We start from the raw sequence: 19,211 nt of genomic DNA, 5'->3' as shown, positions 1-19,211 counted from the left end.
GCCGGTGGCTGAAACCGAGAACTCAGGGCCCCTGGCGGGCCTCGTCGTCGCCGACTTCTCGCGCGTGCTTGCCGGCCCGTACGCGACGATGATGCTCGCCGACATGGGCGCCGAGGTCATCAAGATCGAGCGTCCGGGCGGCGGTGACGACACCCGATCGTGGGGACCGCCCTACGATTCGAGTCGAACGGCAACGTATTTCGCGTCGGTCAATCGGAACAAGACCTCGCGCGTGATCGACCTGAAATCCGACAGGGGTACCGCCGAGGCTCGTGAGATCGTCTCGCGCGCGGATATTCTCGTCGAGAACTTCCGATCCGGAACGATGGAATCCCTTGGCCTCGGGTATGAAGCGTTGTCGCACGAGCAGCCCGGGCTGATCTACTGTTCCATCACCGGATTCGGCACCGGCGGAGGTGCTGCGCTACCGGGCTACGACTTGTTGGTCCAGGCCATGGGAGGGCTAATGAGCGTCACCGGCCCCGATGCCCAGACACCCACGAAAGTGGGCGTAGCGATGGTCGACGTTGCCACCGGCCTGCACGCGCTCGCCGGTATTCTTGCTGCGCTGCATCATCGTTCGGTCTCCGGTACCGGGCAGCTCGTACATACCAGCCTGATGGCGTGTGTGCTCTCAGCGCTCAGCAATCAGTCTGCGGCCTACCTCGGTTCCGGTGAAGTCCCGAGGTCGATGGGAAACAAGCACGCGTCAGTCGTGCCGTACGAGGTGTTCGAGACGGCGGACCGTCCCCTCGCCCTTGCCGTCGGCAACGACAAGCAGTTCGCCGCGCTGGTGGAGGTGCTCGGACTGTCGGACCTGGCGGGCGACGAGCGATTCGTTGGGAACTCCGCACGCGTGGAGAATCGGGATGTGTTGGTCGATCAGCTGACCTCGAAATTTGTCTCGCGTACCGCTGACGAGTGGTATCGAGCCCTGACCGACCGTCACGTTCCGGCGGGGCCGGTCAACTCGATCGAGGAAGCGTTCGAGTTCGCCGAGTCCCTCGGTCTGAATCCGCGGGTGGACGTGCCGGGAGCGGTGAGCAAGCATGTCCGCAATCCGATCGACTTCTCGGCCACCCCGGTCGACTACCGCCTGCCGCCGCCGACGTTCCCTGGCTAGGGTGGGGGAATGTTCGTCAACTCAGCCTCCACGTTCGTTGCCGACACCCTCCGCGGGCTGGTCGCCTCCACCGATGACATTGCCTGGCACGCCGATCCCGGTTTTCTGACGCGCCGCGAGCCCCTTGCTTCCGGCCGGGTCGCGCTGCTGTCGGGCGGCGGGTCTGGTCACGAGCCGATGCACGCGGGGTTCATCGGGTCAGGCATGCTCACGGCCGTCTGTCCGGGCCTGGTCTTCACTTCGCCGAACGCGTTGCAGGTGCACGAGGCATCGAAGGCGATCAATGTCGGCGGAGGAGTGTTGCACATCGTCAAGAACTACACGGGCGATGTGATGAACTTTCGGATTGCGCGAGAGCTGCTGCAGGAAGACGGAATAGAAGCCGATTTCGTTCTGGTCGACGACGATGTTGCCACCGAACGCACCGACGGCGACGGACCGGGGCGGCGCGGCACGGCGGCCACCGTCGTCGTCGAGAAGATCTGTGGTGCCGCGGCAGAGCGAGGGGATTCGCTGCCCTCGATCACCGCGCTCGGTCGCAGGGTCGCCGGTGGTGCGCGCAGCATGGCCGTTGCGCTTCGCCCGTGTACGTTGCCCGGTTCGAGCGAGCCGTCGTTCGACCTTCCCGACGGTGAAATCGAGCTCGGGATCGGTATCCACGGTGAGCGCGGAACACAGCGAGTACCCACGATGCCAGCGCAAGAGATCGTCGCCGCGCTGACTCAGCCGGTGATCGATTCGCTGGAACTCGAGCGCGGCGACAAGGTCATCGCCTTCGTCAACGGTCTCGGAGCGACGCATCCAATGGAGCTGCACTTGCTCTATGGCGAGCTGGCAGAGTTCCTGTCCGACAAAGGGATCGAGGTTGCTCGTCCGCTGGTCGGCAGCCTTGTCACCGCACTCAACATGGGCGGGGCGTCGATCACACTGGTGCGGGTGGACGACGAGATGCTCGAACTCTGGGACGCGCCGACAGACGCGCCGGCATGGCCGAATGTCACTGCGAGTGGGCAGTCGGAACTGGGCGAGCGCGCTGGCTTCGGTCCGAGCTTCACCCCGACTGAAAACGGCAGTTCACGTGATCGTTTCGTATCAGGGTGGGTTGCGGCATGGGTGGAGCGGGTGCTCGCGGAAGAACCTGCGCTGACCGATCTCGACCGGCGGGCCGGTGACGGCGACTTCGGCACCAACATGGTCGCGGCACTGGAACAGCTCGATCTAGCCAGTATCCGCGAAACCTATTCGGCACAAACAATATTCGAGGCTGTGTCGGAGGCGTACCTGGGGCATGCCGGAGGCACGTCCGGCGCGCTGTTCGGAATCTGGTTTCGTCAGTTCTACCGAAGCCTGGAGACCGTCGACCTCGCATCGATTACCGCGGCAGCCAGGGGAGGACTCGACAGCATCACCGAAGTCGGGGGTGCGAGTGTCGGTGACAATACGATGGTCGACGCCATCGCTCCGGCCGTCGACGCGCTCGAAGCAGCTACCGATCTGGTCGAGGGATTGCGGGCCGCTGCCCAGGCAGGCGAGGCCGGAGCCCAGTCGACGCAGGACATGCTCGCCCGCCTCGGGCGAGCTTCCTACGTCGGGGACGCAGCTCGCGGCGTCGTCGACCCCGGCGCGTTGGTGATGGCGTGGTTCTTCAGCGCTGCGTCAGACTGTGTTGTTCAGTGATTGGGTGAAAATCGAGGCAATAGCTTCGAGGCCTGCCTGGTCTTCGGCGTCGAATCGATTCGAGACCGGGCTGTCCAGATCGAAGACGCCGACGAGGGTCTCTCCGTCGTACAACGGGACAACCACCTCCGAACGCGTCGCTGCGTCGCACGCGATGTGGCCGGGGAAAGCGTGGACGTCAGCGATTCGCTGCGTCTTCCGCGTCGTTGCTGCGGCGCCACAGACGCCCTTGTCCAGTGCGATCCGTACACATGCGGGCTGCCCCTGGAATGGGCCGACAACCAGTTCGGTGCCGTCGTACAGGTAAAAACCGGCCCAGTTGACCTCGGGGAGAGCGTGATAGACGAGCGCCGAGATGTTGGCGGCATTGGCGATGCGGTCGGACTCTCCGTCGACGAGGGCCCGAGCCTGCTGGACCAGCTGCTCGTACTGATCGGTCTTCGAGCCTTCGAGTGCGGTTGCGGTGAACGACATGCACCGCAGTCTATTTCTTCACCCGCGCCTGTCGATCACTGCGCCGTCGAGCACTCAGCCGCCCGGCTGCAAAACCGACAGCGAACAGCACCAGCAAAATCAACCACAGTGGTGAGCTGATCTGCAGCCAGAATAGTTCGATGGTGGTGCGGTAGCGATTCTCGGCGATGAACACCACCGCGAGGATGACCAGGATAATTGGAATCCAATGCGTCTTCAGGAAGCTCAGTATGCGATCTTTACCCGACATACTGAGGAAAGCTACCTGGTCAGCGGTACTCCCGGTCTGAGAACGGCGAACCCGAGCACTGCCAGGTACAGCGACATTCCTGACACTTGGATCCGTTGTGCGAGCCCGAGACTGTAGGTGCCGGGGAGGTTGTCGGCGATCATCAGCCAGGCGGTGGCGAGCGAGGTGACAATCAGCACGGCCAATCCGGCGGTGCGGAGTAGAGGAAGCGTCCGGTAGCGGAATGCCGCGACCGTGAATGCCACGATCGCGGTGAACACAGCAAACACCGCGATCGTGCTGGTCAGCGCGTGAATGTGATGCAGCTGGGGGAACAGGCCGCTCGGCTCGACCGGGCAGGTCGGGTCGTTCTCGGCGACACACTCGATCGGCAGCTGCGAATCGGCGATCGTCGCGGCGCCGAAGATCCCGACAGCGATCCAGCCGGTGCTGGTGAACCGCGTGCGGGCCAATGCCCACATTCCGATCGCCGATGCCGCGATCAGGAGCAACCCCGTGATCAGATCCGCGGTACTGAAGAAATCTCTATACGGCTGATCGGACGCGTCCAGCTCGCTGAGAAAAGAATGGGTCGGGTCGAGCCCGGTATCGAGAAAGAACTCCGCCACCCACGCTGAGTACAGCAACCCGGCGACCACCAGTAACACCGTCAGTACGGTGACTCTCCGTTGCGTCACTGGTTCAACTTTAGCTCCACCTTGTCGGCAGCCTCGCCCGCCGGCTCGTGCTCCCACACCCGCACGACGGTCCATCCTTCGGCCGCGAGGCGCACATCGGTATCGCGATCACGAGCTACGTTGCCTGCCAACTTGTCAGCCCACCACTGCGCGTTGTTGCGCGGTTTCGTGGAGTGAACGGGGCAGCTGTGCCAGAAGCATCCGTCGACATAGACCGCGACCTTTCGACGAGGGAAGACAAGATCTGCCCGACGCCTCAGACCTTTCAGCGGTGCCCGGTCGACAAAATAACGCAGACCACGGCTGTGCAGTTCACGGCGAAGCGCAACCTCGGGTTTGGTATCTCGCCTGCGTTGCTTGCTGAGCCGCGCGCTGGTGGCGGCGTCGGTCAGTGGCTTGTCCACCCTTTGACATTAACCGTCTTCACTGTCCTCGGGCTCGGACCACGTGGGCGCGAACTTGTTGCGACGCTCGACCTCCCCGTGGACGAGCGCGACGAAGTCCTCGAACCCCAGCGTCTGCGCGTCCGTCGGGCGCCCGTTGCGCGGCGGCGACTCGTCGACGTCGAAGAAGCGCACTGTGCCGTCGGTGTCGTACAGCCCGATGAAGACTTTCTCGAACAGGTCGTAGCGGGTGTCCTCGGCGCCGAGGTCGACCCACATCTTGCTCGGGCCACCGACGACTGCTCGCTTACCGCGGCCGGATCGCTTGGAGAGCGTGGTCACGTGATGGGCGAACGACGACTTGCCGGTATCGCTGGCCTTGGAGGCGTCACCGTCGTCGCATGTGGCAAACGGTTCGAACATGACGGCGATGAGCACGCTGTAGGGCTGACGCTGGTGGAGAACCATCGCTTCGCCGCGCAATTCGTGGTCGTTGCGCACGATGTTTTTGGTCCAGCGCCCGAACTTTCCGGTCCGTGGGCTGAAGTCACGGAAGCTGTAGGTCTTGATCGACACGCACAGGATGAGCCCGAGCGTCGGATCGAGAGCTTTGACGTCGAGTCTTTTGCGTCCTTTCGCGACGTCGACCTGCGCTTCCTGCCCGACGCCCCACGCGTCGGGAGTGATGTTCGGGTAGTGCGGCCGCAGGGCGTCGGCGACGGTTTGAGCCAGGTGGTTCGACAGTCGTTGCGCGTAGTTCTTCTTGTCGCTGCGATCGGCGTCGGGTGCGGGCTTGTTGCCCGCCAACGCCAAGGGCCGAGCCAGCGCGGGCGGATCGGGAAACAGCTGATCGCTCATGCTGCCGGGGCCGCTCGGGATGTGGGGCTGGGATGACCGCCCATGCGGTCCAGATGAGATTCGACGTCGTCGAGGAATCCCGGCACGAACCGCAGATTGCCCATCCGGGCGCGCTTGAGGAACCCGGCAGTGGCCCGGGCGGACAGCAACTTCGAGTCGTCGAGGAAGTCGCTGAGGTTCTCGTACGGTTCGTGGACCGGCCACGTCGATCGGTGCACGCGGTACGCCGAGCCGTTGGATCCCCATGCAGCGGTAGGCCACGCTTGCCCCGGCATCAGTTCGACGTCGTCGGAGTCGTCGTGGAGCTGCGGGCGCTCGAGTTGAGAGGCCACCCACGACGCCATCCGCACGCTGACCGCGTTGCCGACGAGCTTCCACCGATGCCCGGCGCGCACACCAGGCAGCGCCAACGCGGGCGCTGTCCAATCGGGATCGAACCCCTGAAGCCGCTCGGCGCCGACGATGCCGGGCGTGACGATCTCGCCGGATGGCAATCGGATTGCAGGCGGACTGGCGATGCCGATGGACGAGCCACCCTTGAGCGTCGGAACCGCATTGACCGCCCAGCCGAGGCCGCGGGTGCCCTCGGTCCAGTAGAAGCCGCACGGCTGATCGGACGGGTCACCGTCGGGCACCGGTCCTTCGTCCTGGGAGAACAGAACCTCGCGGGGATCCTCGGTGCGCGATGCGAGCATCAGCACGCGTTGGCGGCGTTGCGGAAGCCCGAACGACCGGGCGTCGACGACGCGGTAGGCCCACATGTAGCCGAGATCGGACAATGCGTCGGTGATGTGTTTCATTGCTGCACCCCGGCCGAGTTGCAGCATGAACGGAACGTTCTCGATAAGTAGCCACCGCGGGCCGTTGCGACGCTTGACCAGCCTGAATACCTCGTCGACCAGGCCCGACCGCGCACCGGTGATGCCTGCGGTACGACCGGCTTGCGACAGGTCCTGACACGGAAAGCCGGCGGCGACGAGTTCGGTTTCCGGCGGCAATGCCCGCAGCTTGGTCACATCGGTGGCCAAGGGGACGCCGGGGAACTGTGCACCGAGGACAGCGCCTGCACCCGGATCGATCTCGCACAGCAATTCTGTCGACCAGCCCTGCTCCGAGAGCCCCAACTCGAGCCCGCCGATCCCGGCGAACAGCCCGACCATCGATCGTGAACTCACGGGCACCCTTCTCTTGCAGCAACGACTTCCAATGCAGGCCAAAACTCATGCAGAACGTTACTCGAGAACTCCGACAGGTTCTGCCACACACACCGGTGCGTGGAATGCCGCACGAGAAAAATCGGTTGGTCGGAGGGCTGCCGGAGTGAAACCATGCATTCCACAGCATGTAAGGAGAAAAACGTGTCCACGGGTGTTCTCGAAAGTCGGACGACAACGGCCGAACAGTCGAACCGCCAGCGCGGCACCCGAAGCTCGCTGGCCCGGTTTCTTCCGTTCCTCGCGCCGTACCGGTGGCACTTCACGCTGTCGATCACGGTCTCATTGATCGCCACACTGACCGGCCTCGTGATTCCGCTGGTGATTCAGGGCGTCATCGACGGTCCGATCACCGACGGCGATTTCTCCGCGATCTGGTGGCCTGCCGCTCTCATAGTCCTTTTGGGAACCATCGATGCCCTCGGTATCTGGGTTCGTCGTTACCTGGTGTCCGCGCCGTCGAGTCAGTTCGAGATATCAGCCCGCGCAGCGGTGTTCGACAAGTTGCAGAGGCTCTCGGTATCGGCGCACGAGGGTTGGGAATCCGGCCAGCTGCTCTCGCGCGCGATTTCGGACCTGTCGTCGCTGCGTCGGTTCGTCGCGTTCGTCGGCCCGTTCATCATCATCAATACAGTCACCTTGGTTGTCGGTCTCGGTGTGCTGTTCGTTCAGTCCTGGCAACTCGGGCTCGTCATGTCGGTGACCGCAATTCCGTTGGTGATCATCTGCACTCGATTCGAAGGGCTGTACCGCGTCGTTGCGCGCGACGCCCAGGATCAAGCGGGCGATGTCACCACCACCGTCGAGGAGTCGATCCAGGGCATCCGTGTCCTGAAGGCGTTCGGGCGCAGCGCGCACCTGGGCCGCAGGTTCCTGCGCGGCGCTGCAACGCTGCGCGGGACCGAGATGAAGAAGGTCCGCTACCTCGCAATCCTGTGGTCGCTGATCGTCGGCATCCCGCCGATCGGAATCGGTGCGATGCTCGCGTTCGGTGGATATTCGATCGTTCAGGGAACCATGACGGCAGGCATGCTCGTCGCGGCAATGGCGATCGTGGCGTTTCTGCTGTGGCCCATCGAATCTTTCGGCTTCTTGCTGGCCGAGCTCAACAACGCGCGCACTGCAGCGGATCGCTACTGGGAGATCATGGATACCCCGGAAACGATCACCGAACCCGTCAATCCCGTTGTGCTGCCGCAGAACGTGCGAGGGGTACTGGAATTTCGTGGCGTCGGATTCACGTTCCCCGACGCCACCGCCCCGCTTCTCACCGGCGTCGACTTCCGTATCGAGCCAGGTGAGATCGTCGCGCTGGTCGGCGTCACGGGTAGCGGCAAGACCGCGCTCACCAACTTGGTACCGAGGTTGTTCGACGTCACGGCAGGTTCGGTGACAATCGATGGAATCGACATCAGGACGTTGTCGTTGGCGGACTTGCGCTCGGTCGTGTCGGTGGCGTTCGAGGATCCGGTGCTGTTCTCGGCCAGCGTGCGCGAGAACATTGCGCTCGGTCGGCCGGCAGCCACTCATGCCGACGTCGACGAGGCACTCGACATCGCACACGCCCGAGAGTTTGTCGAGACACTGCCGTGGGGTATCAACACTCGGATCGGTGAGCAGGGCATGAGCTTGTCCGGCGGGCAGCGTCAGCGACTGGCGTTGGCGAGAGCAGTTCTCGGAAAGCCGCGAATTCTGGTGCTCGACGACCCGCTCTCGGCGTTGGACGTCGGCACCGAAGCGCTTGTTCAAGAAGATTTACGACGAGTTCTGACGCACTCGACGACACTGCTCGTCGCGCATCGACCGTCCACCGCCGCCCTTGCCGACCGAGTGCTGCATCTCGAGAACGGAACAATCGTGGAACAGGGTACGCACGAACGATTGTTGGCGACGTCGGCGAAGTACCGCCACGTGATGGGGTCGATCGATGGCTGACCAGACTGATTGGCGTGGAACCGGAAACGAAGATTCCACAGTCGATTCCAGCGGTAACACGATCCTCGCCGGCCGATCGAGGCGACTGTTGATATCGCTGATCAGGCCGTATCGCAAGCAGGCGCTGTTGGCGCTCGCGATCATCATCGTCGACAACCTCGCGTTCGTTGCCGGGCCGTTGTTCATCGCGTACGCGCTGGACAACGGCGTCTCGGCGGCAGTGGACGGCAATTGGGCTCCACTGGTGTCGGCGGTGCTCGGGTACAGCGCATTCGGGATTCTCGGTGCGATCACCACGTACTGGTTCCTGATGGTCTCGGGCAGACTGAGCCAGTCGATTCTGTTCGATCTGCGCCGACGTGTATTCACCCATGCGCAGAAGTTGAGCCTCTCGTTTCATGAGAAGTACACCTCGGGACGGTTGATTTCTCGACTCACCAGCGATGTGGAGTCACTGCAGACACTGCTCGAAAGTGCGTTGAACGACGCCTTGTCCGCGGTGCTGTCGATCGTCAGTATCGCGGTGATTCTCGTGTATCTCGATGTGCCACTTGCGTTGATCGTGCTTGCAGGCTTCATCCCGCTCGTACTCGTCACCCGGTGGTCGCAGCGCGAGCAACGCAGCGACTACCGCCGCACCCGCGTCGCAATCGCCAAGGTCGTCGTCCACTTCGTGGAGTCGATGGGCGGAATTCGCGCAGTCCAGGTGTTCCGTCGCGAAGGTCGCAACAACGCAATTCTCGAGACGGAAGACACCCAATACCGCGATGCGACGACGGCTGCGCTGCGCGGTATGGCCAGCTACACCGGCATCGTCCGGTGGATCGGTAACCTCACGCTCGCAGTCATCGTGGTGTTCGGGAGTTACCGAGTGATCAACGGCCACATGGACATCGGTGTGCTCGCGGCCTACGTCCTGTACCTGCGCAGGTTCTACGGACCTCTGGACGAGCTGGCTCAGGTGTTCAACTCCTACCAGTCTGCTGCTGCCGCGCTCGAGAAGATCTCGGGAGTACTGGAAGAACAGCCGTCGGTGGAGTCGCCGAGCAACCCGGTGCGTCTCGCCGCGGCTCGGGGTGAACTCGATTTCGACAAGGTGGAGTTCGCCTACGGTGCCGACCGCGTTGTACTTCCCGAGTTCTCGCTGCATGTCCCCGCGGGTCGAGTCGTGGCGTTGGTCGGAGCCACCGGTGCCGGAAAGTCCACGTTGGCAAAGCTTCTTGCACGGTTCTACGATCCGACGGCGGGAACCGTCAGTCTCGACGGCATCGACCTGCGCACCCTTGGTGACGAAAACATGCGCGAGCACATCGTCATGGTGACGCAGGAGTCGTTCCTGTTCTCCGGTTCCGTGGCCGACAACATCCGCCTCGGCAAGCCGTCCGCGACAGATGCCGAGGTCGCTGCCGCAGCAGAAGCCGTCGGGCTGACCGAGTTCATCTCCACCCTGCCGAACGGCATCGACACCGACGTGCGCAAGCGCGGCGGCCGACTCAGCTCGGGGCAGCGCCAACTCGTCGCGTTCGCTCGGGTGTTCCTGGCTGCGCCCGCGGTGATCGTGCTCGACGAGGCAACGTCCAGCCTCGACATCCCCGGCGAATTGCTCGTCCAGCGTGCGCTCGAGACGATCCTGCACGGTCGGACGGCACTGATCATCGCGCACCGACTCTCGACTGTCGCCATCGCCGACAGGGTGCTGGTGATGGCGAACGGGACGATTGTCGAAGACGGGCGGCCCTCGGACGTGATCGGGCCTGGAGCGCTGCTCCGCAGCCCGTGAGCGTTTAGGTACATTGGCGCGTGCATAAGTGCTCACGGGCGGCAAAGCCGCACTACCAGGGCGCAATCGGCGGCTTCACCCACATGATCTTCTCGTCGGCGTGCGCAGGAGTCGCCGACGGATGGGCCGCATTGTCCTGTGCCCAAGCGCTCTTCTGATCGAGCAGTTCGGCGGCGATCGTCCACGTCTCCATCGTGCTGGGCGGACTGAGGTCGGCGGCCCTGGCCAGCTTTCGACGTGTCGCATCGGGCAGGGCGAGCAGTTCCCCGCTGTCGATGCCACGCTCCCAGATGTAGCGGGCGAGGGCCGTTGCCTTGTCGTGTCGACTTTTCGCGGCCTGCTCGGAGTGCGCGAAGTCGAAGCCACCTGCAGTCACGAGGTACACAGTAGTGACGTGGATGTAATCGATGCCACGTGAACTGGTTCGGCCAAGTGGGGATTCCTTGGTTCAAAGCCTGCAGAACCGGGTACCGGCATGGGCTCGGTGGCCATAAAAGTCACTACCGCTTGGTCTTCTGACCGGGCTGTCGCCTACCGTAGTCGAGTGACCACTCCAACATCGGGTGTAGAACGCGCTTCCGCCCCAGCGCAGTCGACAGGGTCCTGGCCGGCAATTCTGACGTGGCGAGCGCACGATGCCCCCCGGATGGAGTCGGTTCGCGTTCAGCTCAACGGCAACCGCATCAAGGCCGCTGGACGCATCATCGGCGGCGCGTGCGACGAGCATCCCGCATTCAGTGCCTCATACGACCTGGTGACAGACGAGACCGGTGTAACCCGCAGGCTTTCGCTGCGTACCTTCGTCGCAGGCGGCGAGAAGCAGGCATCGGTCAGCCTCGACGACGAGGGCTACTGGATGGTCGAGAATTCGTCTAACCACCAGCGATCGACCTACCACGGTGCGCTGGATGTCGACGTCGTGCTCAGCCCGTTCTTCAACACTCTGCCGATCCGCAGGCTCGGATTGCACACCGACTCGATCGACCAGCAGGTGCCCGTCGTCTACGTGAATCTGCTCGACTTGAGCATCCAGGAAGCCAACCTCACCTACAGCAGTGGGGCTGATGGCATCCATGTCCTCTCGCCGGTCTCCAGTTCGTCGGTGACCGTGGACGCGGACGGCTTCGTGCTCAACTACCCGGGACTCGCCGAGCGAATCTGACGTACGACGCCGCCGCGACGGCCGGCCTCGCGCAGTGCCTCGCACCACCCATCGGCGCCTGGTTCGACGTCGATGATTTCCCACCGCCGATGATTCTCGTACTCGATACGTGCGAGATTTCCCTCCCGCACGAGGAGGTCCGCCGAGCCGTCTTCGGCCAGGGCCGCACGTGCGGCGGTCAGTAGTTCGAGGGCTTCGTCGAGAGCGACGGTGAGTGCTGCCGCGTTGCCCTCGCACATTGCACGCACAAGGCCGGGTGCCGACGAGGAAACGCGGGTGCCGTCGCGAAACGAGCCTGCGGCGAGCCCGAGCGCCAGCGGTCCGCCGGCTGCGCCGACGGACGCCAGGGTCTCCGCCAGAAAGTGCGGTAGGTGCGAGATCCGCGCGACGGCTCGGTCGTGTTCGGTGCTCTCGACCGGTACGACGACCGAACCGCAGTCCAGTGCCAGCGAGGCCACTTGTCGCCACACATCGGGGTCGGCATTGTCGTCGACGCCGACGACCCAGACAGCGTCGCGGAACAGATCAGGGTTAGCGGCACCCCAGCCGGATTCGTTGGTACCCGCCATCGGATGCCCGCCGACGTAGCGAGCGGACAGGCCTCGCGCTGCCACAGCGGCCGCTACCTTTGCCTTGACGCTGACGACGTCGGTGATCGGATTGTTCGGAGCGTACTGGGCGATGGCGCCGAGAATGCTGTCGACAGCGGGCATCGGCACACCGATAACGATGAGCGCACCGGTCTCGGCCGCGCGGGTCAGAGCGGCTTTCAGATCGGTTCCCGTCTCGAATCCGTCTTCGCTCGACCCTGCGATGGCCTCCGCTGAACGGTTGTATCCCCAGGCACTTCGACCAGCACGAACAGCTGCCTGAAGGATCGATCCGCCGATCAGTCCCAAGCCGAGCACACAGACGGGAGCAGTAGTCACGGTGAACAGGTTGACATACGTGCATGCACTCGCGCGCACGGTGGACTTCATTTTGAGGCGGTGCGGCGACTACCGTTGCGCGCATGGCTGCACAGCGCGCGAGTAACAGCTCCGCCAAGGCGAAGAAGATCGACGGTCCGGAGAGCAACGCTTCGGAGGACCTCGAAGGTTTTGGGGTCGCCGTCGTCCGCGAGGACGGCAAGTGGAGCGTGACACCCCTACCGGCCTCCGCATTGACGTCGTTGTCCGCTGCCGAAACCGAGCTGCGCGAAATGAGGAGTTCGGGTGCAGTTTTCGGGCTTCTGGACGTCGACGACGAGCTCTTTGTGGTTCTTCGCCCCGCTCCTTCCGGTACGCGGCTTCTGCTGTCCGACGCGAGTCTTGCAGGCGAGTACGACATTGCCGCAGATGTCCTGGACGAGCTGAACATCGACATCCCAGATTTCGACGAAGACGAGCTGGACGACATCGAGCCCTGGCCCGAGGGAGACCTGGGGCTGCTGGCCGACCTTGGCCTGCCCGAAGCGGTGATGAGCATCATCGTCGCCGAGACCGATCTCTATCCCGACGAGCAGCTCGGCTCGATCGCTCAGCGACTCGGATTTTCCGATCAACTCGGAACGGTGCTGGACAAGCTGCTCAGGTGAGTGACGAGGACTACATCCGCGCCGCTCTCGTAGCGGCTGTGGGTGCCTCGGACACGGACGTACCTGTCGGTGCTGTGGTGTTCGACGCAGACGGCAAGGAGCTGGCTCGTGCGGCCAATGCCCGCGAAGCAACCGGTGACCCGACGGCTCACGCCGAAGTGCTGGCGTTGCGCGCTGCTGCCGCTGTCCACGGCGATGGGTGGCGACTCGAAGGCTGCACGCTGGCTGTGACGCTCGAACCGTGCACGATGTGCGCGGGCGCGTTAGTGCTGGCGCGAGTGTCCCGCGTGGTGTTCGGCGCGTGGGAGCCGAAGACGGGTGCTGTCGGATCGTTGTGGGACGTCGTTCGCGACCAGCGGCTCACGCATCGCCCGCTCGTGCGCGGCGGTGTGTTGGACGACGAATGCGGCGCGCTGCTGCGTGAGTTCTTCTCGTCGAAACGCTCATGAACTTTTCATGTTTGTAGGTCGAGCCGTCGGGTAAGCGTGCTCATGCAAGGGGCGTAGTGCCCTCTTCATATTCTCAGGAGGCATTCATGGGACTCGACGACAAAATTAGCAACAAGACTGAGGACCTGGGCGGCAAGGCAAAGGAAGCCACAGGCTCGGTCACTGGTAACAAGGACCTCAAGAACGAGGGCAAGGGCGACCAGGTCTCGGCTTCGGTGAAAGACGGCGCGGAGAAGGTCAAGGACGCAGCCTCCAACATCAAGGACAAGCTCACCGGACACTGATTCAACAGTGCCCGACCAGGCGATTTAGTCTCGGGCCGCCACTGCGGTACAGTTTTCCGCGGTGGCGTGTCCGAGCGGCCTAAGGAGCGCGCCTCGAAAGCGCGTGACGGGTAACCCCCGTCCGAGAGTTCAAATCTCTCCGCCACCGCCAAAGCTCCCCACCTGCTTCATGCAGGTGGGGAGCTTTTTTGTGCGGTGGGTGGATTGTGGCGCGGGTTCTGGGTTGTGGCGCAGGTTCTAGGTGTTGGCGCGATCTGCACAGTGCGCGGTCGGTGGGAGGTGCGCGGCTAGCGTTGAGCCGTGAGAATTCGTCGTCGACTCGAAGCGGATCTGCCGGAGTGCGTCCGGGCGCTGCGAGAAGTGCACGACTGCGACGGCTACCCGGACCGATGGCCGGCCGATCCCGTCGTCTGGCTCGAACCGACTGAAGCGGCATGGGTGGCGGAAGTAGACGGCGCGCTCGTCGGACACGTAGTTCTGGTGGACCGCGAGGACGGGTTCTGGGTGTCGCGTTTGTTCGTACCTCCCTCCGCCAGAGGCATGCGTGTCGGCGAAGCCTTGCTGGACCGGGCGCGCACACACGCCGGGGGTCGAGCGCTGATGCTCGACGTCATCGAGCACTCTTCGTCGGCGATCTCACTGTACGAGCGCACCGGTTGGACCTTGCTGGGCACGAGAGGCGCCGACTGGACTATGGCAGACGGCACCATCCCGATCGAGCGAATCTACTCAGCCGAGCGACGGTGAATTGATCGCCGCCTTCCATCGCAGCGTGACCGCTCGAAAATTGTTTGATCGCGGATGCCCGATGCTCTACCCTTCCTAGGGTGGCTAGGAAATAAGCCACAGTGACTAGTTAGGAATGTGATGGCGCGCGCTGGGGTGACACTTGCCCGTCTGACCGAGGCGGCAGGCGACATGGCCGACGACATCGGCTTCGAGAACGTCACCGTTCTCGCTCTGGCGCGATCGTTCGGTGTCAAGGACGCGAGCCTGTACTCGCACATCAAGAACCTGCGTGACCTTCGTCAGCGAGTGGCGGTGGCGGCACTGTCCGATCTCGCCGACCGGGTGTCCGACGCCTTGGCCGGCCGGGCAGGCAAGGACGCTCTCGTCGCGTTCGCCGGTGCCTATCGTGACTATGCCAGGGAGCATCCTGGACGTTATGCGGCAACGCAATTCGCGCTCGATCCGGAAGCGGCGGCGGCCAGCGATGCTAGGCGTCACTCGTTGATGTCGCGGGCAGTGCTGCGGGGATATTCGCTCACCGAGCCGGACGAAACCGACGCAGTCCGATTGCTGGGCAGCACATTTCACGGCTACATCGCGCTGGAAGCGTCGGGCGGCTTCAGCCATACCCCGCGGGAGTCGGAACTGTCGTGGGCGAGAGTGCTCGACGTGCTGCACCATGCGCTGGAGACCTGGCCGTCGAGCTAGTTTCACCGTATTTCACAAGGAGAAGAATCATGGATCCTGTCACCGAACGAGATATAAGGGCGTCGTTCGTCAACTGTTCCAAGGGAGACACGAAGCGTCTCAACGTCCCGGCGAAGCTGGGCACTACCGATTGGGAGCAGCTGGATTTCCTGGGCTGGTCCGATCTCTCCTACGCGGGGCGAAGTTACATCGTTGTTCCACGCGTGGATGGTCTCGTCGGGATCGCGTTGCGATACGAATCCAGCGGATCGGACCGAGCTCAGATGTGCACCGTCTGTACGACCACGCATTCGCGCGGTGACGTGGCGTTGATGACTGCGAAAAAGGTGGGCGAATCCGGGCGTCGCGGCAACACCGTCGGCACCTACATCTGCACCGACCTGCTGTGCTCGTTGTATGCGAGGGGAAAGAAGACGCCAGCGCTCGGAAATCGTTACCGCGAGAACCTCACGCCCGAAGAGCGCGCAGAACGTGTGCGCGTGAACATCGAGCTGTTCGTGGATCGCCTGTACACCTGAAAAAGGTTGACCTAGACCCTTCTCTGCGAGCTCTTCAGGGGCCGAGTGTTCAGCACATCCCTTTCCCGGCAGCGGTCAGCCCGCGCAGAATCTCCTGCTGATCCGCAGGAGGAAGCGTCGACCAACTCGGGTTGCCCTGCAACTGAGCCGCAAGACCGGTAGCGGACTGCTCCCGCGAGGAGACGCCCGTCGCGGCGACGCCGTCGATCACGGTGATGAACTGCTGACACGTCTCGGCATACAGTTGCTCGCCGTGGGGCTTGTCGGTTCCACCGGGAATGCCAGGCTCGGTCGAGGCCTCGGGAACAGCCCCTGCAGGTGTCTCGGCGGCTTCGGACTGCGCTTGGGGCGGGGTCACCACCGCTGGTTCGGCGGCTGTCGCAACCGACGACGTTGGCTGGGTCGACGTTGGCTGTGTAGATGTTGGCTGGGTCGAGGTTGGTTGGGGCGCCGTGGTCGACGGCGGTGCTGCTTCGTCTGTCGACTCGCCGCTACAACCTGCCAGCACGAGAGCAACAAGAACGCCGACAACACCCATCCGCTTCATGGGGCATGTGTACCAGAGCTCAGTCGAGATCGGCGGCATGGGCTGTGATGGTGTCCACGGTGGTGGTCCAGGCGGCCGAGTCTCGGTCCACGAAGTCGCCGTGCCCCGCTCCCGGCAGTACGACTAGTTCTGCCGGGTCACCGGATGTACGTGCGGCGTCGACGTACGCCTTGCTCTGGTTGACCGAGACGGTGGTGTCGGCGTCGCCGTGTATCGCCGTGACCTCGACACCGATCGGAAGGCTGGCGATTGGCGACGCGAGTCGATAGCGATCGGGAACCTCGTCGGGCATGCCGCCGAGAAACGCAGGGACGAGTCGGTCGTCGCCGATGAGCGCAGCGCGAGCCATGTTGAACACGCCGGCCATGATGGTCGCGCTGCGCGGGAGAATGTGGGGCTGCGCGCCGGGCGCCGACGGCGGCAGAGTGTGGCGTCCGGCCAACCATGCGGCCAGCTGACCGCCTGCCGAATGGCCCGCTACCTGCACTCGGTCCAGATCAAGGCGGCCACCCGACGCTTCCTGGACCGTTGTAGCCAATGCCTCGGTGGCATCGTCGACGTCGGCGAGAGTGTCACGATATTCGCCGGCGCCGCGGCGATACTCGATGTTCCACACCGCGATTCCGTGGTCGGCGACGGCCTCGGAGATCGGTCCGAAGTAGGTCATGTCGTACTTCTGCTGCCAGCCGCCACCGTGCACCATGACGACGACGGGAAGGGAATCTGCTCCGTTGTTCGGGAGGTAAAGATCGCCGAAATTGTCCTTGTCCGGGCCGTACGCCAAGCGAACGGGCGGGTCGGCGAGAGCAGGGACCAGAGCGGGCGACGGCGTCGGGAGTGGCGGAACCGAATGGTCCATTGCGGTACTGCAGCCGAAAAGAAAAGGGAAGGTGCTCAGAAGAGCCAGGAGTCGGTGGGATCTCACCGATCGCCACCCGTCCAGGCGAGAAGGTCGTCGACCGACCAGGTGTTGATGATTCGTTCGGCCGGCACCCCGCGAGCCGCGGCTCGCACGCACCCGTACCCTTGCCAATCCAACTGGCCAGGTGCATGCGCGTCGGTGTCGATGGAGAAGAGGCAACCGCGTTCGAGTGCGATGTCGATCAGACGTTCCGGCGGATCTTGACGCTCGGGTCGTGCATTGATTTCGACGGCCGTGCCGAACTGCTTGCACCCCTCGAATACCACTTCGGCGTCGAACTTCGATTCCGGCCTGGTTCCGCGCCCGCCTTCGACGAGCCTGCCGGTGCAGTGTCCGAGCACGTCGACGTGCGGGTTCGCGACGGCATTCACCAATCTTCGCGTCATGACATCGGAGTCTGCGCGAAGCTTCGAATGTACGCTTGCGACAACAACATCCAACTCAGCGAGGAGGCCTTCGTCCTGATCGAGGCTGCCGTCGTCGAGGATATCGACCTCGATGCCGGTGAGAATGCGGAATGGCGCGAGCTGATCGTTCAGTTCGGCAATCACGTCGAGTTGTCGCCTGAGGCGCTCCGCGGTGAGACCGTTGGCAACGGTGAGTCTGGGGGAGTGATCGGTAAGGGCGCAGTACTCGTGGCCGAGCCGTTTGGCAGTTCGCATCATCTCGTCGATAGGGCTGCCGCCGTCGGACCAGTTCGAGTGAGTATGCAGATCGCCCTTCAGCGCCAACCGTAGATCGTTCTGACCGATCGGTTCGGCTTCGCCTCGCTTCTCGGTCAGATAGTCCGGCACATCGCCTGCGAGCGCTTGGCGAATGATCAGCGACGTTTTGGCGCCGATACCTGGTAGCGCCGACCACGAGTCCGTTTGTTGCCTCTCGGAACGAGCTGCGGGGCTCAGAGATTCGACGACATCGGCAGCCTTGCGATATGCCTTGACGCGATGGGTGTCCGCCCGGGAGCGTTCGAGCCAGTAGGCGATCTCACGAAGAGCTTCGATCGGGTCCATGTCACTAGTGTCCAGGAATGGGGTGCGGGTCGGTCGTCGGAAGTGATCGGCTCCAGTCGTACACCACCGACGTACGCAACACGATGTCCTGGAGTGAACGCCTACGTCGGTCGACGGCAACCCACAGCAGACCGAAAGCGAACAGCACGCACAACACCGCACGCAGGGCAGCCAACGGCCACCGCAACGATCCGCGATGGGGTGAGACCAGCCGAATTCCCATCATGGTTGCCCCGACGGTCCGGCCCGTCGTCGCCCAGCACAGTGTCAGGTAACCGATCGAGATTGCGATGAGCGCCGAGATGGACAGGGTCGCAGCGGGAGACCGGAAAGTGAACGATTGCGGATCGAACAGCAACTGTACGAACACGGTACCCACGTAGACCGAAGCCATGATTACTGCGACGACGGCCAGGTCGATCACCGCAGCGACGCCGCGGGTGACGATGCCTGCCGGGTTCATGTCCTCGATACTGGGATGCGGGCCGTTCACGTCGTAGCCTGCCCCGCTTGCCCTGCCTCGCGGCCGAACAATCGTCCGACGAAGTGCGAGACGGCGTCGTCGGCGTTCATGCCCTGGCTCCTGACTCCCCGCACGGCCTCGGCGGACAGTGATCCGGTCGAATCTCGGATGATGTCGGGAAGGTTGACACCGTCGATGATGAGGTTCGCGAACGCAATCAGGTCGACGCGGGAGACCTGCCGATCGAGGTCGACGGTATCGACGATTGCATCGAGGTCGACACGTCCGATTACAGCGTCGATGTCGACTCTGGTTATTGCCTTGTCAAGGTCGACTCTGGAGACAGCTAGGGCGTGTCTCCTAGATGTGAGTGTGGTTGTGCTCGAGAATGTTTCTCGTGTCGAGATTGCAGATGTTCACCGATGAGCAGTGGGGTCTGATCGAACCGTTGTTGCCCTCGTCCGATGGTCTT

General features: G+C 63.5%; 23 protein-coding genes, 1 tRNA gene and 1 pseudogene. 12 read left to right on the top strand and 13 right to left on the bottom strand.

Going from position 1 to position 19,211, the window contains the following annotated elements:
* Positions 1 to 4: 4 nt before the first annotated feature.
* Both QMK17_RS15645 and QMK17_RS15640 read left to right on the top strand, forming a co-directional pair.
* Positions 5 to 1,123, top strand: coding sequence for a CaiB/BaiF CoA transferase family protein (locus QMK17_RS15645; RefSeq protein ID WP_283510194.1), 1,119 nt, complete (start codon positions 5 to 7; stop codon positions 1,121 to 1,123).
* Positions 1,124 to 1,132: 9 nt separating this feature from the next.
* The gene (locus QMK17_RS15640; protein ID WP_283510193.1) at positions 1,133 to 2,800 is read left to right on the top strand and encodes a dihydroxyacetone kinase family protein; all 1,668 of its coding nucleotides are present in this window, start codon (positions 1,133 to 1,135) and stop codon (positions 2,798 to 2,800) included.
* Here QMK17_RS15640 and QMK17_RS15635 read toward each other — a convergent pair.
* The 6 genes from QMK17_RS15635 to QMK17_RS15610 are packed head-to-tail and all read right to left on the bottom strand — an operon-like array spanning position 2,780 to position 6,602.
* Entirely contained in the window at positions 2,780 to 3,274 is a 495-nt protein-coding gene (locus QMK17_RS15635; RefSeq protein WP_283510192.1) for a GAF domain-containing protein, read from the bottom strand. The two genes, QMK17_RS15640 and QMK17_RS15635, sit on opposite strands and share 21 nt — an antisense overlap.
* Positions 3,275 to 3,284: 10 nt before the next feature.
* Complete coding sequence (locus QMK17_RS15630; protein ID WP_283510191.1) at positions 3,285 to 3,524, bottom strand: hypothetical protein; 240 nt, start codon at positions 3,522 to 3,524, stop codon at positions 3,285 to 3,287.
* A gap of 11 nt (positions 3,525 to 3,535) precedes the next feature.
* On the bottom strand, positions 3,536 to 4,201 hold the full coding sequence (locus tag QMK17_RS15625; RefSeq protein WP_283510190.1) for a DUF998 domain-containing protein: 666 nt from the start codon (positions 4,199 to 4,201) through the stop codon (positions 3,536 to 3,538).
* Positions 4,198 to 4,605: a very short patch repair endonuclease gene (locus QMK17_RS15620; RefSeq protein ID WP_283510189.1), complete on the bottom strand. Its 408-nt coding sequence runs from the start codon at positions 4,603 to 4,605 to the stop codon at positions 4,198 to 4,200. The genes QMK17_RS15625 and QMK17_RS15620 overlap by 4 nt, the downstream gene beginning before the upstream one ends.
* 9 nt (positions 4,606 to 4,614) lie before the next feature.
* A complete protein-coding gene (locus QMK17_RS15615; RefSeq protein ID WP_283510188.1) occupies positions 4,615 to 5,442 on the bottom strand; it encodes a hypothetical protein in 828 nt (275 codons plus the stop codon).
* Complete coding sequence (locus QMK17_RS15610; protein ID WP_283510312.1) at positions 5,439 to 6,602, bottom strand: DNA cytosine methyltransferase; 1,164 nt, start codon at positions 6,600 to 6,602, stop codon at positions 5,439 to 5,441. The genes QMK17_RS15615 and QMK17_RS15610 overlap by 4 nt, the downstream gene beginning before the upstream one ends.
* 198 nt (positions 6,603 to 6,800) lie before the next feature.
* On the opposite strand from QMK17_RS15610, the gene QMK17_RS15605 reads away from it, so the two are divergent.
* Both QMK17_RS15605 and QMK17_RS15600 read left to right on the top strand, forming a co-directional pair.
* Positions 6,801 to 8,591, top strand: a complete 1,791-nt coding sequence (locus QMK17_RS15605) for an ABC transporter ATP-binding protein (RefSeq protein WP_283510187.1) — start codon at positions 6,801 to 6,803, stop codon at positions 8,589 to 8,591.
* Positions 8,584 to 10,371 (top strand): ABC transporter ATP-binding protein, encoded by a 1,788-nt coding sequence (locus QMK17_RS15600; RefSeq protein ID WP_283510186.1) that lies wholly within the window; start codon positions 8,584 to 8,586, stop codon positions 10,369 to 10,371. The genes QMK17_RS15605 and QMK17_RS15600 overlap by 8 nt, the downstream gene beginning before the upstream one ends.
* 52 nt (positions 10,372 to 10,423) lie before the next feature.
* Here QMK17_RS15600 and QMK17_RS15595 read toward each other — a convergent pair whose 3' ends face one another.
* Positions 10,424 to 10,747, bottom strand: a complete 324-nt coding sequence (locus QMK17_RS15595) for a hypothetical protein (RefSeq protein WP_442972773.1) — start codon at positions 10,745 to 10,747, stop codon at positions 10,424 to 10,426.
* 270 nt (positions 10,748 to 11,017) lie between these two features.
* Here QMK17_RS15595 and QMK17_RS15590 point away from each other — a divergent pair, with 270 nt between their 5' ends.
* Entirely contained in the window at positions 11,018 to 11,533 is a 516-nt protein-coding gene (locus tag QMK17_RS15590; protein ID WP_283510311.1) for a putative glycolipid-binding domain-containing protein, read from the top strand.
* Here the strand turns inward: QMK17_RS15590 and QMK17_RS15585 are convergent.
* Positions 11,506 to 12,513 (bottom strand): prephenate dehydrogenase, encoded by a 1,008-nt coding sequence (locus QMK17_RS15585; RefSeq protein ID WP_442972772.1) that lies wholly within the window; start codon positions 12,511 to 12,513, stop codon positions 11,506 to 11,508. The genes QMK17_RS15590 and QMK17_RS15585 overlap by 28 nt on opposite strands.
* 32 nt (positions 12,514 to 12,545) lie before the next feature.
* Here QMK17_RS15585 and QMK17_RS15580 point away from each other — a divergent pair, with 32 nt between their 5' ends.
* From QMK17_RS15580 to QMK17_RS15550, 7 genes are all read left to right on the top strand, one after another.
* The gene (locus QMK17_RS15580) at positions 12,546 to 13,109 is read left to right on the top strand and encodes a tRNA adenosine deaminase-associated protein (RefSeq protein ID WP_283510184.1); all 564 of its coding nucleotides are present in this window, start codon (positions 12,546 to 12,548) and stop codon (positions 13,107 to 13,109) included.
* Entirely contained in the window at positions 13,106 to 13,558 is a 453-nt protein-coding gene (locus QMK17_RS15575; protein ID WP_283510183.1) for a nucleoside deaminase, read from the top strand. Before QMK17_RS15580 ends, QMK17_RS15575 begins: the two co-directional genes overlap by 4 nt.
* A gap of 86 nt (positions 13,559 to 13,644) precedes the next feature.
* Positions 13,645 to 13,842: a CsbD family protein gene (locus tag QMK17_RS15570; RefSeq protein ID WP_283510182.1), complete on the top strand. Its 198-nt coding sequence runs from the start codon at positions 13,645 to 13,647 to the stop codon at positions 13,840 to 13,842.
* Between the two features lie 60 nt (positions 13,843 to 13,902).
* Positions 13,903 to 13,993, top strand: a tRNA-Ser gene (locus tag QMK17_RS15565).
* 149 nt (positions 13,994 to 14,142) lie between these two features.
* Positions 14,143 to 14,589, top strand: coding sequence for a GNAT family N-acetyltransferase (locus QMK17_RS15560; protein WP_283510181.1), 447 nt, complete (start codon positions 14,143 to 14,145; stop codon positions 14,587 to 14,589).
* Positions 14,590 to 14,709: 120 nt separating this feature from the next.
* Positions 14,710 to 15,279, top strand: coding sequence for a TetR/AcrR family transcriptional regulator (locus tag QMK17_RS15555; protein ID WP_283510180.1), 570 nt, complete (start codon positions 14,710 to 14,712; stop codon positions 15,277 to 15,279).
* A gap of 29 nt (positions 15,280 to 15,308) precedes the next feature.
* Positions 15,309 to 15,797, top strand: a complete 489-nt coding sequence (locus QMK17_RS15550) for an FBP domain-containing protein (protein ID WP_283510179.1) — start codon at positions 15,309 to 15,311, stop codon at positions 15,795 to 15,797.
* 49 nt (positions 15,798 to 15,846) lie between these two features.
* On the opposite strand, the gene QMK17_RS15545 is transcribed toward QMK17_RS15550, so the two are convergent.
* The 5 genes and pseudogenes from QMK17_RS15545 to QMK17_RS15525 form a co-directional block, all read right to left on the bottom strand.
* Entirely contained in the window at positions 15,847 to 16,155 is a 309-nt protein-coding gene (locus tag QMK17_RS15545; protein WP_283510178.1) for a hypothetical protein, read from the bottom strand.
* A gap of 208 nt (positions 16,156 to 16,363) precedes the next feature.
* Positions 16,364 to 17,203, bottom strand: coding sequence for an alpha/beta hydrolase family protein (locus QMK17_RS15540; RefSeq protein ID WP_283510177.1), 840 nt, complete (start codon positions 17,201 to 17,203; stop codon positions 16,364 to 16,366).
* A gap of 62 nt (positions 17,204 to 17,265) precedes the next feature.
* Positions 17,266 to 18,276, bottom strand: a complete 1,011-nt coding sequence (locus QMK17_RS15535) for a PHP domain-containing protein (protein ID WP_283510176.1) — start codon at positions 18,274 to 18,276, stop codon at positions 17,266 to 17,268.
* 4 nt (positions 18,277 to 18,280) lie between these two features.
* Positions 18,281 to 18,739 carry an RDD family protein gene (locus QMK17_RS15530; RefSeq protein WP_283510309.1) on the bottom strand — a complete coding sequence of 153 codons (459 nt, stop codon included), beginning with the start codon at positions 18,737 to 18,739 and terminating at the stop codon, positions 18,281 to 18,283.
* A gap of 26 nt (positions 18,740 to 18,765) precedes the next feature.
* Positions 18,766 to 19,080, bottom strand: a pseudogene (locus QMK17_RS15525) (hypothetical protein); the annotation flags it as partial.
* Positions 19,081 to 19,211: the final 131 nt, after the last annotated feature.

This window comes from Rhodococcus sp. G-MC3, assembly GCF_030063335.1.
GTDB lineage: Bacteria > Actinomycetota > Actinomycetes > Mycobacteriales > Mycobacteriaceae > Rhodococcoides.
Note: the sequence above shows the minus strand (reverse complement) of the source record. Positions and strands in the feature narration are given on the sequence as shown.